The 15141-nt window shown below is 62.9% G+C and carries 9 protein-coding genes; 1 reads left to right on the forward strand and 8 read right to left on the reverse strand.

Annotated elements, in window-relative coordinates; translation table 11 throughout:
* Positions 1–9 precede the first annotated feature (9 nt).
* The 3 genes from B9N88_RS18875 to gcvH form a co-directional block, all read right to left on the reverse strand.
* Positions 10–1386: an L-serine ammonia-lyase gene (locus B9N88_RS18875; RefSeq protein ID WP_027605552.1), complete on the reverse strand. Its 1377-nt coding sequence runs from the start codon at positions 1384–1386 to the stop codon at positions 10–12.
* A 177-nt stretch (positions 1387–1563) separates the two neighbouring features.
* Positions 1564–4404 (reverse strand): aminomethyl-transferring glycine dehydrogenase, encoded by a 2841-nt coding sequence (gene gcvP, locus B9N88_RS18880; protein ID WP_027605553.1) that lies wholly within the window; start codon positions 4402–4404, stop codon positions 1564–1566.
* 10 nt (positions 4405–4414) lie between these two features.
* Positions 4415–4798 (reverse strand): glycine cleavage system protein GcvH, encoded by a 384-nt coding sequence (gene gcvH / locus B9N88_RS18885; protein ID WP_027605554.1) that lies wholly within the window; start codon positions 4796–4798, stop codon positions 4415–4417.
* 347 nt (positions 4799–5145) lie between these two features.
* Here gcvH and B9N88_RS18890 point away from each other — a divergent pair, with 347 nt between their 5' ends.
* Complete coding sequence (locus B9N88_RS18890; RefSeq protein ID WP_027605555.1) at positions 5146–9813, forward strand: hypothetical protein; 4668 nt, start codon at positions 5146–5148, stop codon at positions 9811–9813.
* Positions 9814–9821: 8 nt separating this feature from the next.
* Here B9N88_RS18890 and B9N88_RS18895 read toward each other — a convergent pair whose 3' ends face one another.
* The 5 genes from B9N88_RS18895 to arcA form a co-directional block, all read right to left on the reverse strand.
* Positions 9822–11330, reverse strand: coding sequence for a sigma-54-dependent transcriptional regulator (locus tag B9N88_RS18895; protein WP_027605556.1), 1509 nt, complete (start codon positions 11328–11330; stop codon positions 9822–9824).
* Positions 11331–11449: 119 nt separating this feature from the next.
* Positions 11450–11812 (reverse strand): DUF5064 family protein, encoded by a 363-nt coding sequence (locus B9N88_RS18900; protein WP_027605557.1) that lies wholly within the window; start codon positions 11810–11812, stop codon positions 11450–11452.
* 18 nt (positions 11813–11830) lie between these two features.
* Positions 11831–12760 carry a carbamate kinase gene (arcC, locus tag B9N88_RS18905; RefSeq protein ID WP_027605558.1) on the reverse strand — a complete coding sequence of 310 codons (930 nt, stop codon included), beginning with the start codon at positions 12758–12760 and terminating at the stop codon, positions 11831–11833.
* An 82-nt stretch (positions 12761–12842) separates the two neighbouring features.
* Entirely contained in the window at positions 12843–13853 is a 1011-nt protein-coding gene (locus tag B9N88_RS18910; protein ID WP_027605559.1) for an ornithine carbamoyltransferase, read from the reverse strand.
* Positions 13854–13865: 12 nt separating this feature from the next.
* A complete protein-coding gene (gene arcA, locus B9N88_RS18915) occupies positions 13866–15122 on the reverse strand; it encodes an arginine deiminase (protein WP_027605560.1) in 1257 nt (418 codons plus the stop codon).
* Positions 15123–15141: the final 19 nt, after the last annotated feature.

Genomic DNA, 15141 nt, shown 5'->3' on the forward strand with positions numbered 1-15141 from the left:
CTTTAGGCGTCAGCACTCGATAATGTTGACCGCTAAACCGCCACGGGCGGTTTCCTTGTATTTGCTTTTCATGTCGGCGCCGGTCTGGCGCATGGTGCGGATGACCTTGTCCAGCGAGACGAAGTGTTGCCCGTCGCCACGCAAGGCCATGCGCACCGCATTGATGGCCTTCACCGAGCCCATCGCATTGCGCTCGATGCAGGGCACCTGCACCAGGCCGCCAATCGGGTCGCAGGTCAGGCCGAGGTTGTGTTCCATGCCGATCTCGGCGGCGTTTTCCACCTGGGAAACCGTACCGCCCAATACTTCGCACAACGCGCCAGCGGCCATGGAACAGGCCACGCCGACTTCACCCTGGCAACCGACTTCGGCACCGGAGATGGAGGCGTTTTCCTTGTAGAGAATGCCGATGGCGGCGGCGGTGAGCAGGAAGCGCACCACGCCGTCTTCATTCGCGCCAGGGATAAAGCGCATGTAGTAATGCAGCACCGCCGGCACAATCCCGGCCGCGCCGTTGGTGGGCGCCGTGACCACGCGCCCGCCGTTGGCGTTTTCTTCGTTGACGGCCAGGGCGTACAGGTTGACCCAGTCCAGCACCGACAGCGGGTCGCGCAGGGCCGACTCCGGGTTCTTGCACAACTGGCGATGCAAGGCGGCGGCACGACGCTTGACCTTCAGGCCGCCGGGCAAGATGCCTTCGTTGCGACAGCCGGCTGCCACGCAGTCCTGCATCACCTGCCAGATCTTCAACAGGCCGGCACGGGTTTCCGCTTCCGGGCGCCAGGCGCTTTCATTGGTCAGCATCACCTGGCTGATGGACAGACCGTAGGTGGTGCAATGGCCGAGCAAGTCCTTGGCATGCTTGAACGGGAACGTCAGTGGGGTGGCGTCTTCGACGATCCGGTCGGCGCCGGCGGCGTCTTCATCCACCACAAAACCGCCGCCCACCGAGTAGTACTCGCGGCTGCGGATCTGGATGCCCGCCGCATCAAAGGCACGAAAAATCATGCCGTTGGGGTGGTAGGCCAGGGGTTTGCGAATCATCGCCAGGTGTTCTTTCTCGTTGAACGCAATGCTGTGTTCGCCGAGCAGGTTCAAGCGGCCATCGCCGCGCATCTGCGCCAGGCGCGTGGCCACGGTTTCGGTGTTCACGGTGTCCGGGTGTTCGCCTTCCAGGCCGAGCAGCACGGCCTTGTCGCTGCCGTGGCCTTTGCCGGTGGCGCCGAGGGAGCCATAGAGTTCCACCTTGATGCCGGTGGTGGCGCTCAGCAGATTGTCACGCTTGAGGCCTTCGACGAATCGAGCGGCCGCGCGCATGGGGCCGACGGTGTGGGAACTGGAGGGGCCGATGCCAATCTTGAACAGGTCGAACACGCTTAAGGACATGAGTTGTTCTCCGGTTTCTTGTTATGTATTGGGTGTACTCGGTCAATGTGGGAGGGGCGGTGCGACGATTCGACTTGCCCCCGATAGCGGTGGGTCAGTAGAAAGTTCTGGTGACTGACACACCGCTATCGGGGGCAAGCCCCCTCCCACATTTTTGACCGCGCTCAGCCAGTCGGGTTATGCGTAGCTCTCGATCGACGGGCACGCACACACCAGGTTGCGATCACCAAACACATTGTCGACCCGGCCAACCGGTGGCCAGTACTTGCCTTCGATCAACGAAGCGACCGGGTACACCGCTTGTTCACGGCTGTATGGGTGGCTCCATTCGCCAACCAGTTCCGCCGCGGTATGCGGTGCGTTTTTCAGCGGGTTGTCGTCCTTGTCCAGGGTGCCGTTTTCCACCGCGCGGATTTCTTCGCGGATGGCGATCATCGCGTCGCAGAAGCGGTCCAGTTCTTCCTTGGACTCGCTTTCGGTCGGCTCGATCATCAGCGTGCCGGCCACCGGGAACGACATGGTCGGGGCGTGGAAGCCAAAGTCGATCAGGCGCTTGGCCACGTCATCCACGCTGATGCCGCTGCTGTCCTTCAGCGGGCGCAGGTCGAGGATGCATTCGTGCGCCACCAGGCCATTGCTGCCGGTGTACAGCACGGGGTAGTGCTCTTCGAGGCGACGGGAAATGTAGTTGGCATTCAGTATCGCCAACTGCGACGCGCGCTTGAGGCCTGCGCCGCCCATCATGCTGATGTACATCCAGGTGATCGGCAGGATGCTTGCACTGCCGAACGGTGCCGCACACACCGCGCCTTCCTTGCGCGCCATGGCCGCGTGGCCGGGCAGGAAGGGCGTGAGGTGGGACTTGACGCCAATCGGGCCAACGCCCGGGCCGCCACCGCCATGGGGGATGCAGAAAGTCTTGTGCAAATTCAGGTGGGACACATCGCCGCCGAACTTGCCCGGTGCGCACAGGCCAACCATCGCGTTCATGTTGGCGCCGTCGATGTACACCTGGCCGCCGTTGTCGTGGATGATCCCGCAGATTTCGCGGATACCTTCCTCGAACACGCCGTGGGTGGACGGGTAGGTAATCATCAGCGCGGCGAGGTGCTCACGGTGCTCGATGGCCTTGGCGCGCAGGTCTTCGATGTCGACGTTGCCACGGGCGTCGCAGGCGGTAACCACCACACGCATGCCGGCCATGTTGGCGGTGGCCGGGTTGGTGCCGTGGGCCGACGATGGGATCAGGCAGATGTCACGACGTGCTTCGCCACGGCTCTGGTGATAGGCACGGATGGCCAACAGGCCGGCGTACTCGCCCTGGGAACCGGCGTTCGGCTGCAGGGAGATCGCGTCATACCCGGTGGCCGCGCAGAGCATGGCTTCCAGGTCGGAGGTCAGTTGCAGGTAGCCGGCGCTTTGCTCGGCCGGGGCGAACGGGTGCAGGGCACCGAACTCGGCCCAGGTCACCGGGATCATTTCACTGGCGGCGTTGAGCTTCATGGTGCACGAGCCCAGCGGGATCATGGTCCGGTCCAGGGCCAGGTCCTTGTCCGCCAGCTTGCGCAGGTAGCGCATCAGCTCGGTTTCCGAGTGATAACGGTTGAACACCGGATGGCTGAGGATCGGTGACTGGCGCAGCAAGGCGTCGGGCAGGCGGCTGTCCACCGTGGCGTTGACGTCCGGCAGGGCTTTGCCATTGGCAAAGATCGCCCACAGGGTTTCGATATCGCCCTGGGTGGTGGTTTCGTCGACCGACAGCCCAACCCGCTCGGCGTCCACCACGCGCAGGTTGATGCGCTGGGCGCGGGCCTTGTCGTGCAGCGCAGCGGTGTCGGCGCCGGTGTGCAGGGTCAGGGTGTCGAAGAAGTGTGCCTGCTCGACCTTGAGGCCCAGGGCGGTCAGGCCCTTGGCGAGCATCGCGGTCAGCTGGTGAATGCGCTTGGCGATCTGGGTCAGGCCCTGGGGCCCGTGGTACACGGCATACATGCTGGCGATGTTGGCGAGCAGCACTTGCGCGGTGCAGATGTTGCTGGTGGCTTTCTCGCGGCGGATATGTTGCTCGCGGGTCTGCATGGCCAGGCGCAGGGCCGGCTTGCCGAAGCGGTCTACCGACACGCCGACCAGGCGCCCCGGCATGTCGCGCTTGAACGCATCCTTGGTGGAGAAGTACGCCGCGTGCGGGCCACCGAAGCCCAGCGGCACGCCGAAGCGTTGCGCGCTGCCGATGGCCACGTCGGCGCCGAACTCACCCGGCGGGGCCAGCAGGGTCAGGGCCAGCAGGTCGGCAGCCACGGCCACCAGGGCGTTGGCGGCATGGAAACGCTCGGTCAGCGCGCGGTAGTCGAACACGTCACCGTTGCTGGCCGGGTATTGCAGCAGGGCGCCGAAGAACCGGCTGACATCGGTCAGTTCGCGCTCATCGCCGACCACCACGTCGATGCCCAGCGGCTCGGCACGGGTGCGCAGTACGTCGAGGGTTTGCGGGTGGCTGTGGACCGAGGCGAAGAAGGCGTTGCTGCCCTTGTTCTTGCTCAGGCGCTTGCAGAAGGTCATGGCTTCGGCGGCGGCGGTGGCTTCATCGAGCAGCGAGGCGTTGGCGATCGGCAGGCCGGTGAGGTCGCTGATCAGGGTCTGGAAGTTCAGCAGCGCTTCCAGGCGGCCTTGGGAAATCTCTGGCTGATAAGGTGTGTAGGCGGTGTACCAGGCCGGGTTTTCCAGAAGGTTGCGCAGGATCGGCGACGGCGTATGGCAGTTGTAGTAGCCCTGGCCGATGTAGGTCTTGAACAGTTGGTTCTGGCTGGCGATGGCCTTGATCCTGGCCAGGGCCTCGGCTTCGCCCAGGCCGTCTTCCAGGCCGAGCACGCTGGTGCCCTTGATGCTCTCCGGGATCACGCTGGCGCTCAGGGCTTCCAGGGAATCGAAGCCCAGGCTGGCGAGCATCTGCTGCTCATCTTCCTGGCGCGGGCCGATGTGGCGGGCGATGAACTCATTGGCGGTGCTGAGATTGATGGTCATGGCGCGCTCCTCAGGCTTCGGCGTTGGCTTTGATCAGACGGTCGTACGCGTCCTGATCCAACAGTTTAGCGACTGCCCCGGCATCGGCCGGTTTAAAGCGGAAGAACCAGCCTTCGCCCAGCGGGTCTTCGTTGACCAGTTCCGGGCTGCCATCGAGCTTGGCGTTCACTTCCAGCACTTCACCGTCCAACGGCATGTACACGCCGCTGGCGGCCTTGACCGATTCAACCGTGGACGCTTCTGCGCCCTTGTCATAGGCCTGCAACTCCGGCAGTTGCACGAACACCACATCACCGAGCGCGTTCTGCGCGAAAGCGGTGATACCCACGGTGACGCTGCCGTCAGCTTCGGCGCGCAGCCATTCGTGATCTTCAGTGAAACGCAACTCGCTCATGGAAACTCCTCAGGGCCAGAATCGTCTGGTGGGCGGGATTGGAATAATGGGGAGTTGCTTAGCAATATCGCGGCCAATGTGATTAATCCTTTATTAATCAATGGCTTGATAAAAACGGTTATAACGATAGCGCCTTTGTGTGTAGCGATTTCGCTACACTCCGGCCGTCGAAAAAAAGCCTATGTGGATCAAAGCCTTGCATGGCGCGCAAAAAACAAGGTTGTAGCGATATCGTTCCACTGTAGCGCTTTCAGTACGCATGGACGTCGTTTTTCGCGATTTATCTACCGTCCGGGAGGCCGGCCGGCGTTTTACCGTTCGCGCACTTCGTCATCAGGATGCGCCCCATGAGTGCTTCAAAGGTTATTCCCCCAGAGATTTCCCAGGCGCGGACGTCTCGCGACTATTTATCCAAGGTCTTCGCCCGGCGCCTGGGCCTGACCCAAGTGGCCCGCGCAATGATCCAGGAATGGATCGGGCAGTGGTTTGCCGGTTCCGGCCTGCAGGCCGGTAACAGCTGGATCGGTGTGATCCAGCCAACCTCGACCGGCCGCCGCCACATGCCGCTTATGACCTTGAGCGACGCACTGATCCAGCGCTGCATGAAGGGTGACGCGCTGAACTACACGCCAGGCCATCATGTGCTGTTGGTGCAGTCTGCACCGCAGGTGTTCGAACCGGCGAGCGGCGCCATCACCGTGGACGATATCGAGTGGATGCTCAACACCCTGGCGCCCGATGTGCTGGCGGGTTTTGCCGAGCGCTTGGTGCAATACTGGAACGCGCGCGTGTCGGACGGTTCGGCCGACAGCCGTTGGCACGCGGTCAGCAGCCAGTTACGTGCATGCCTGCTCACGGCGCGGCAGAACCCGCCATTGACGCCGGAGCAGGCGCGATTGCTTCTGGGGCTGGGCGATGAGCAGGCACAGCAGCTTTGGGGGCATCGGGCGGATCGAGAGGCCTTGGGTGGCGCCGATGCGCTGCATATCTATCAAGTCTATGCGGCCCAGGCCGGGACAACGGGCGAATGGCTGCCGCTGTTGGTCTTGCAGCGTCGGGTCGTGGGGCAACAGGTCACCCTCGTCTATATCCCGGCGATGAACCTGGTGCAGCTCGAGTCCCTGGACGCCTTGGGTGACCTGCTGCCGCGCTATATGGGCCGTTACCGGCCAGGGGCGCCGCTGCAATGGGTACTGCGCGAGCCCGAGGGCGATGTGTTCGATGCGTTGGCCCAGGCCTTGCTCGAACGCCAACTTCGCGATGTGCGGCGGGTTGACTGGTCGGCATTGCCCGACATCGGCAGCTATGAACAGCTGTTCACCACGCTCACCTCGCCACTGGCCTGGTTCGACCCGGACGCTCTCGAACAGCCCCATGAAGAACAGCTGCCGCTCTGGTTGCAGCGGGCCAGCAGCGCGGATCGCCTGGCTTACGGGCAGTGGCTGGAGCGCCTGGCGCAGCTGCAGCGCAGTACCGGCGGTGCAACGTTCCTCGATGGCCTTGAGCCGATCGATGTGTATGCGCGCAAGGCGCTGCAACGGCAAATGCGCCTGGATCATCCAGCGCAGGCTCCCATCAACCCGGACGACTGCCTCCTGACCTTCGAGCGCACCCAGGGCGGCACGGTTGGCTGGACGCAACGGACCACCCGGACCTTGACCCAGTGGTCGCTGGAAAACCCCTTCGCCACCGCCTATGCCAGTGTGCACATCAGCCACCAGGTCACGCCAGGTAACGTACCGCGCTGGGTCACGCCGGCCTATCTCAAGGGGCTGATCGAACGGGTGGACGTGGGCAAGCACTATCCGCCATTGCTGGAGCACGCACTGATCACCGGCCCGACGCAGTCTGCACGGCGGCGTCGCTTGTTTGTCGATCAGATGGCGCTGCAACTGCCGATGCGCGCCCTTGAAAACAGCCTGCGCCAACGCAACGGCTTTACCCGCTCCGGCGCTCGGGTGGTGCACGCGTTGCTGCGGGAAGATCCGCTCCAGCGTGTGGTCGACGGTGAGGTGATCGTCGCCAGGCCCCTGGCATTCCTGGCCCATGCAGGCGGGCTGGCCCATCAAGCGCACAACCTGTTTGTCATCGGTCCCCGCGACAACAGCACGTTGCCGCATATTCTCTATCGGCCGGATCAAACCGACGCGATGCTGCAACAATTTCCCAGTCGCCAGGCGTTGCTCGACGCGATCGCAACGGTGGGCAGCGATCTTCAACCCGTGGTGCTGCAGCGTTTACCGCAGGATAGCCGTACCCTGTTTGCCAACGGCGGTTTTCTGCGTCCCCATGTCCAGCGTGTGCTGCAGGGCGATGAGTTCGACGTGCTGCCCGCATCGAGCCCGGCGTTGCTGAGTGACGAACCGGTGCGTGGCGAGTTCCTTGAGAGCGTCTTCGATGAAAACGCCCGAGACCTGTGGCAGCGCGCTGTCAAGCAGTCGGTTTCCAACGAGGCGCTGCGTTGGACCCTGTTCAAGAATGATCTGTGGCAAGTGTTCAATGCGCTTTTGCCGATGGTCAGGGGCCCGGTGGCGGTGGCGGGCTGGTTGTCCCAGACCTTCAGGACATTCCAGGCGGTGCTGGCGCTGCCGGCCGAGACGAGCCGCGAAGATTCCGCCAATGCCTTCGCCGAGCTGATCGGCAGCGTGGCCGGCCTGCTGATGAGCCCGGTGGTCACGCTGGATCAACGACTGCGCTTGAGTTCGGGCGCTGCCCAGGCACATGACTTGATCCCGGCCAGCCACACGCGCCACTCGGCGTCGACGTTTGCCTGGCAGCGTTCATTCGCCGACGTCACGGCAATGGATTTTTCCTGGGCCAACTCAAGGTCCAGGCTTACGACCCGGCAGCGTGTCCAGCTCGAGACTTTCCAATGGTCACCCAGGCAGGGCGAGCGCTGGCCCGACTCGCCGACACTGGCCTCGGCGGCCAGCCCGGTGCGTGGTCGGGTGCTGGTCCAGCGCGACGGCAGCGCGGCCCGTCACGAGCAGTACACCTTGATAGACAGCAAAGTCTATGGCGTGAGGACGGTCAGGGATGGCTGGCGGGTCGTCGATCTGCGGCAACCCCAGCGTCTCGGCCCGTGGCTGGACAAGGATGCCCATGGGGTGTGGAAAGTCGACCTGGGCCTGCGCCTGGTTGGCGGGCAGCCAAAGAGCACGGTGGCCCAGCGGCGTGCCCACATCGAGCGGCAAAAGCTTGAGCTTGAGCACGAATACAGCGCGGCAAGCCGCGAATTGCAGAGCCTGGAGCGTGTCGTGACCGCGGCCGAAGACCTGTGTGAGAAGGCGCACCTGACCTCCGAGGCGGCCTTTACCGAGCAGCACCGGCGCGATGCCAGGGCGCGTTACCTGCGCGAGTTGGAAAAAAAGGCCGATGCGCAACAGAAAAAACTCAATGTGCTGATGCGCAGAAACGCCAACAAGCCCCTGGACGGCTTTGAACGGGAACAGTGCCTGCAGTTGGAAGATATCGTGCTGAACATGCGCCGGCAGATGTTCGTGCTGACCTTCAGTCGCCGCGAGGAGCAGTTCTCCGCAGCGCATCTCGCGCAACTGTCGGAGCGAGTGGCGGGGGAGGACGCGACCGCGGCCCAGGCGGTGATCGGGACCTTGACCGAAGAGAGCCGCAGGATCGGCGAGTTTCACGACAAGATAGTCAACCTGAGCTTCTGGGAGCGGGTCAATTACGAGCGGTTGCTCAGCATTCCTGCCTACAAGTCCTACATCGGTGAGTTGCAACCGTCCTCATACGGGCTGCCATTGGACTGGCGGACCGTGCAGTTGCAGGTGCTCAAGGAGCAGCTGTGGCGCCGGCTGCCCCTGCCTGAAGAACAGGATGATTACAGTCGGATCGACGCGGCCATGGATGAGGCGATCCAGTCGGCCCAGTCCCAGAAAACCATCGATGAGCCAGGCGTGCTGAGTGTGCAACAGCGCATCGACGGTACCCGGGCGGTGCTGCACGAATACGCGAAAACCCTGGCGCTCCTGGATGAATACCGTGCCGCCGCGCCGGAATTGATCCATGGGGATGCCGAGGTGCCGGTGCAAGCCACGATCCTCAGCCTGGAACAGGAGTCGAGAATCGCCCTGGCAAAGCTGCTGCGCGAGCACGAGCGCAACCCTCAGCCTGGCCGGGTACGGCCCCTTGAAGCTGATCAACGGCTGATCCGCGATTCGAAAAAGCGCTATCAATTGGGGCGGGTTCGCGCCCGCACGCCGGAAGCGACCGAAGACATCGTTGATGTCATCAACCCGATTGACCAGGCCGTGGTGGTCAGCCTGCATCAGCAGCCGGGTTCGGATACGTTCGAAGCGATCACCGAGGCTGGCGCGGTGATGCCGCGGCCGACGCGTTCCCTGGAAAACCTCAAGGCCGACGCGCGCCGCTTGTTGGCCAGGGCACCGCTGGTGCTGCAGCAGGCCCGCGATGAAGCGCGCAGTGCCACGCTGCCGGCCAGCGTCGAAGCCCGGTTGACGCGGCAGTCCGAGGGCATCAAGGCGGTTGCCGAAAAGATCCGCAAGGCGCTGCCGTCAACGCCGGATACCGCGGCCCAGGCGCTGCTCGATGAACTGGAACAGGCCGCCAGCGACTCTCTGGAGCAGGGGCGAGGGTTGCGCATCGAGATGATCAAGCGCTTGCCGCCCGATGAGGATGGGATTGCCTGGCTCCAGGCCCAGGACCAGGTGCAGATACTGCGCATCGAGGGGCGTATTGCGCTCAAGCGGGTGGATGATTTCCTGCAGGAGTATGTGGTCAAGGACAGGCAGGGCAAGGTCCTGGCTTATGCGCACTTTCATTACTCGTCGCCCACGGACCCCGATTTACCCTACAACGCCGGCCATCTGAAAAGGCCGGAGCAGCGCTTCATGAGTTTTCGCAGCCTGCTCGACAAAACCGACAACGAGGCCATCGCGATCTACTATTCGCGCATCAGCCCGCCCATGGCCACGCAACTGTTTTTCAGCGCCACCGGCGTTATCAAGCATCGTGGCCGGCGTGCGTTCTGGTGAGGCAGGCGCTAGGGTTTTGCGGGAATGCCGTACTTGCGCAAGCGGTGGGCGATGGCGGTGTGTGAGGTTTGCAGGCGGCTGGCCAACTGCCGGGTCGAGGGGTAACTGACGTAGAGTTTCTCCAGCAGGCTGCGCTCGAAGTCCTCGACGGCCTGTTCCAGGCTATCGACTTCGCCGTCGTTCTGGCGGGCCACGGAGGTGCCGGCGATGTCGAGGTCACCGATGTCCACCAGGCTGCTTTCGCAGATGGCGGCGGCGCGGAAGATCACATTCTGCAACTGGCGCACATTGCCCGGCCAGCGGTTGCCCAACAGCGCCGGATAGGTGCCGGGCGCCAGGCGGCACACCGGGCGCTGGATCTGCGCACAGGCCTGCTGCATGAAGTAGCGGGCCAGCAACAGGATGTCCTGGCCGCGTTCGCGCAGGGGCGGCACTTCGACGTTGAGCACGTTGAGGCGGTAGAACAGGTCTTCGCGGAAGGTGCCTTCGCTGACCATTTTTTCCAGGTCGCGGTGGGTGGCGCTGAGGATGCGCACATTGACCTTCACCTCGCGGTCGCCGCCGACCCGGCGGAAGCTGCCGTCGTTGAGAAAACGCAGCAGCTTGGCTTGCAAATAGGGCGACATTTCGCCGATTTCATCGAGAAACACCGTGCCCTGGTTGGCCAGCTCCATCAGCCCCGGCTTGCCGCCGCGTTGGGCACCGGTAAAGGCGCCGGGGGCGTAACCGAACAATTCACTCTCGGCGAGATTCTCCGGCAACGCCGCGCAGTTCAGCGCCAAAAACGGCGCACTGTGACGTGCGCTGATGGCGTGGCAGGCCCGCGCCACCAACTCCTTGCCGGTGCCGGTTTCGCCCTGGATCAACAGCGGCGCATCGAGTGCGGCAACCCGTTGTGCGCGTGCCTTGAGGGTGCGGATCACCGGGGATTCGCCCAGCAGCGCATCAAAGCCTTCGGCATGATCGTGGTGCAGCGCCGACAGTTGTTCGCCGATGCGGTTGGGTTGGTACAGGGTGAGCAGGGCGCCGGCATCGGTGATCGGCGTGGCGTCGAGCAAAAACGTCTGGCCGTTGACGCTGATTTCACGCAAGGGCAGGCGAAAGCCGTTTTCCAGCAAGGTGTCCAGCAAGGCCGGATCATTGAACAGCTCGGCGATACTTTCCCCGGCCGGTTCGCGACCGTACAGCGCGATCAGCGCCGGGTTGGCCAGCAGGATCTTGCCCGCACTGTCCAGGGCCAGCACCGGGTCGGTCATGGCTGCCAGCAGGGCATCGAGTTGCAGGTGGCGGCGTTGGCCGGGGAGAATGTCCACCACCGTCACCGCTTGTACGCCGCGCACGCTGAACAGCGCGTCACGCAGCTCTTCGAGCACGTCGGCGCTGAGGGTCGGCGCATCGATATAGACGTTGGGCGGCACCATTTCCACCGCATCCAGGTTGAGATTGCGCCCACCGAGCAAGGCCAGGACTTCCTGGGTGATACCGACGCGGTCGATAAAGCTGACGTGGATACGCATGGGGCGAATGTTGGTTCTGGCGTACTGAGGGTGGCCAGTATGCCTGACAGGTGATGGAGATCAAAAATGTGGGAGCGGGCTTGCTCCCACATATGAGGGTTGGAGTCGGGGGCGTCGGGTTATTCCAGGTGTTCAGGCTTGATCGGGTCCCCGGATTTCACATCCAGTTGATGCCGCACATCCTCGAACATCAGGTCGTACTGTTTGTGCATCGAGCCATTCAACACCGCAATCTTCGGCATCCCATACTTCTGCGCGATGTTCATCGCATGCCGGGCAAAGTCGAATGCCTGGTCCTTGGGCAAGAAGAACTCTTCCTTGAGGTCCTTGCCCTGCACCGAGCCGTGCAGCTTGAACAGCATGCCCTTGCCTTCCTTTGGATCCTGGCTGACTTCGTAGTCGATACACAGGTTGTAGCTGTAGTCGTCCTTGTTCAGCGCGTGACGTTCGACGTGCAGGTGACCGGGTTCAAAGGTGGCCATAGGCGTATCTCCTCTACTTCACAGATAGGTGATGCCAGGTGTCGCCGTGCTGATGCGTGTGCCGGCGCTGCCCTGGACGATGGCTTCGATGTCCGAGAGTGAACCGATCACCGCGGTTTTGCCAGTCTGGCGGGCGAACTCGCAGGCGGCTTGCACCTTGGGCCCCATGGAACCGGCGGCGAAGCCGAGTTTTTCCATGTCGTCGGGGTGGGCCTGGCCGATGGCTTTCTGGGTCGGCTTGCCGAAGTCGATAAAAGCGGCGTTGACGTCGGTGGCGATCACCAGCAAATCGGCGTCCAGTTGCGTGGCCAGCAACGAGGAGCACAGGTCTTTGTCGATCACGGCTTCGATGCCCTTGAGCTTACCGTCTTCACCGTACAGGGTCGGGATACCGCCACCACCGGCGCAGATCACGATGGCGCTTTTTTCCAGCAGCCACTTGATCGGGCGAATCTCGAAGATGCGTTTGGGCCGTGGGCTGGCCACGACGCGGCGATATTTATCGCCATCCGGGGCGATGGCCCAGCCTTTCTCGGCGGCGAGTTTTTCCGCTTCGGCCTTGGAGTACACCGGGCCGATGGGCTTGGTCGGGTTCCGGAAGGCCGGGTCCTTGGCGTCCACTTCCACCTGGGTGAGCAGGGTGGCGAACGGCACTTCGAAGTCCAGCAGGTTGCCCAGTTCCTGTTCGATGATGTAGCCGATCATGCCTTCGGTCTCGGCACCGAGCACGTCCAGCGGGTACGGCGAAACGCTGGTGTAGGCCGCCGCCTGCAACGACAGCAGGCCGACCTGCGGGCCATTGCCGTGGGCGATGACCAGTTCGTTGCCGGCATGGATCTTGGCGATCTGTTCGGTGGCAATGCGGATATTGGCGCGTTGGTTGTCTGCGGTCATGGGTTCACCACGGCGCAGGAGGGCGTTGCCGCCCAGGGCTACGACGATGCGCATAATGCAATCCTTCTATAGGTGTGAACACAGAGGCCAATGTGGGAGGGGGGCAAGCCCCCTCCCACATTTGACCGTGTAGCCTTTAGATATCCGCGAGTGCCGACACCAGGATCGCCTTGATGGTGTGCATGCGGTTTTCCGCCTGCTCAAAGGCGATGTTGGCCGGCGACTCGAAGACTTCCTCGGTCACTTCCACACCATTGGCCAGGTTCGGATAACGTGCGGCGATGTCCTTGCCGACCTTGGTTTCGCTGTTGTGGAACGCCGGCAGGCAGTGCATGAATTTCACCCGAGGGTTGCCCGAGGCTTTCATCATCTTGGCGTTGACCTGGTACGGCAGCAGTTGCTCGATGCGTTCGTCCCACGCTTCCACCGGCTCACCCATGGACACCCAGATATCGGTGTGGATGAAGTCCACGCCTTTGACGGCTTCTTTCGGGTCTTCAGTGATGGTAATGCGTGCGCCGCTTTCCTCGGCGAAGGCCTGGCACTGTTTGATGAAGTCTTCATGGGGCCACAGGGCTTTCGGCGCGCCGATGCGCACGTCCATGCCGAGCTTGGCGCCGATCATCAGCAGCGAGTTACCCATGTTGTAGCGCGCGTCGCCCAGGTAGGCGTAGCTGATGTCATGCAGCGGCTTGTCGCTGTGTTCGCGCATGGTCAGGGTGTCGGCGATCATTTGGGTCGGGTGGAACTCGGCGGTGAGGCCGTTGAACACCGGCACGCCGGCGAACTTGGCCAGTTCTTCGACGATTTCCTGCTCGAAGCCACGGTATTCAATGGCGTCGAACATGCGACCGAGTACGCGGGCGGTGTCTTTCATGCTTTCTTTGTGGCCGATCTGCGACGACACCGGGTCGATATAGGTGACGTGGGCACCCTGGTCGTGGGCCGCCACTTCGAAGGCGCAACGGGTGCGGGTCGAGGTTTTTTCGAAGATCAGCGCGATGTTCTTGCCTTGCAGGTGCGGACGCTCGGTGCCGGTGTATTTGGCGCGCTTGAGGTCGCGGGACAGGTCCAGCAGGTAGTGCAGTTCGCGGGTGGTGTGGTGCATCAGCGACAGTAGGCTGCGGTTGCGCATATTGAAAGCCATGATGGAATCTCCTTAATAGTCGATAGGGTCGCGGATGATCGGGCAGGTCATGCAGTGGCCGCCGCCACGGCCACGGCCGAGTTCACCGGCGCTGATGGTGATGACTTCCACGCCGGCCTTGCGCAGCAGGGTGTTGGTGTAGGTGTTGCGGTCGTAGCCGATCACTACGCCAGGCTCCACGGCCACCACGTTGTTGCCGTCGTCCCACTGCTCGCGTTCGGCGGCGAAGCTGTTGCCGCCGGTCTCGACCACGCGCAGGGCCTTGAGGTTGAGCGCGGCGGCCACGGTCTCGAGGAAGTTGGTTTTCTCCCGCTGAATGTCGATGCCGTGGGGTTTGCTTTCGTCAGGGCGCAGGGTGAAGGGCACGATCTGGTTGACCACTTCGGGGAAGATGGTCACCAGGTCGCGGTCGCAGAAGCTGAACACGGTGTCCAGGTGCATCGCCGCGCGGGACTTAGGCAGACCGGCAACGATCACCCGTTCCACCGCTTTGTTCTTGAACAGGTTGCGCGCCAGTTGGCCGATGGCCTGGTGGGACGAGCGCTCGCCCATGCCGATCAACACCACGCCATTGCCAATCGGCATGACGTCACCGCCTTCCAGCGTGGCGGCACCGTGTTCCTGGTCGGGGTCGCCGTACCAGATCTGGAAGTCCGCGTTGGTGAACTCGGGGTGGAATTTGTAGATGGCGCTGGCCAGCAGGGTTTCCTGGCGTCGCGCCGGCCAGTACATCGGGTTGAGCGTCACGCCGCCGTAGATCCAGCAGGTGGTGTCGCGGGTGAACTGGGTGTTGGGCAGCGGCGGCAGGATAAAACTGGCGTGGCCGAGGAAGTCGCGGAACATCTCGATGGTCTTGCCACCGAAGCTGCTCGGCAGGTCATCGGCCGACACGCCACCGATCAGGAACTCGGCGATCTTGCGTGGCTCCAGGCTGCGCAGCCAGGAGCTGACCTCCTCGACCAGGCCCAGGCCCACGGTGTTGGAGGTGATCTTGCGTTCCAGGATCCAGTCCAGGGCTTCGGGGTTGGCAACGATATCGGTCAGCAGGTTGTGCATTTCCAGCACATCGATGTCCCGTTCGCGCATCTTGGTCACGAAGTCGAAATGGTCGCGCTTGGCCTGGGCTACCCAGAGCACGTCATCGAACAGCAGTTCATCGCAGTTGTTAGGGGTCAGCCGCTGGTGGGCCAAGCCTGGGGAGCACACCATGACTTTGCGCAGTTTGCCGGCTTCGGAATGTACGCCGTACTTCACTTTTTCCGTGGTCATTACAGATCCTCCAGTGAAC

It is taken from the genome of Pseudomonas sp. LAMO17WK12:I1 (genome assembly GCF_900177315.1).
Lineage (GTDB): Bacteria > Pseudomonadota > Gammaproteobacteria > Pseudomonadales > Pseudomonadaceae > Aquipseudomonas > Aquipseudomonas marginalis.

Bases quoted from the DNA above. Each gene is read 5' to 3' on its own strand.
- B9N88_RS18875 (WP_027605552.1), bottom strand. From the start codon at position 1,386: ATGTCCTTAAGCGTGTTCGACCTGTTCAAGATTGGCATCGGCCCCTCC.
- gcvH (WP_027605554.1), bottom strand. From the start codon at position 4,798: ATGAGCGAGTTGCGTTTCACTGAAGATCACGAATGGCTGCGCGCCGAA.
- B9N88_RS18900 (WP_027605557.1), bottom strand. From the start codon at position 11,812: ATGGCCACCTTTGAACCCGGTCACCTGCACGTCGAACGTCACGCGCTG.
- B9N88_RS18895 (WP_027605556.1), bottom strand. From the start codon at position 11,330: ATGCGTATCCACGTCAGCTTTATCGACCGCGTCGGTATCACCCAGGAA.
- arcC (WP_027605558.1), bottom strand. From the start codon at position 12,760: ATGCGCATCGTCGTAGCCCTGGGCGGCAACGCCCTCCTGCGCCGTGGT.
- B9N88_RS18890 (WP_027605555.1), top strand. From the start codon at position 5,146: ATGAGTGCTTCAAAGGTTATTCCCCCAGAGATTTCCCAGGCGCGGACG.
- B9N88_RS18910 (WP_027605559.1), bottom strand. From the start codon at position 13,853: ATGGCTTTCAATATGCGCAACCGCAGCCTACTGTCGCTGATGCACCAC.
- gcvP (WP_027605553.1), bottom strand. From the start codon at position 4,404: ATGACCATCAATCTCAGCACCGCCAATGAGTTCATCGCCCGCCACATC.
- arcA (WP_027605560.1), bottom strand. From the start codon at position 15,122: ATGACCACGGAAAAAGTGAAGTACGGCGTACATTCCGAAGCCGGCAAA.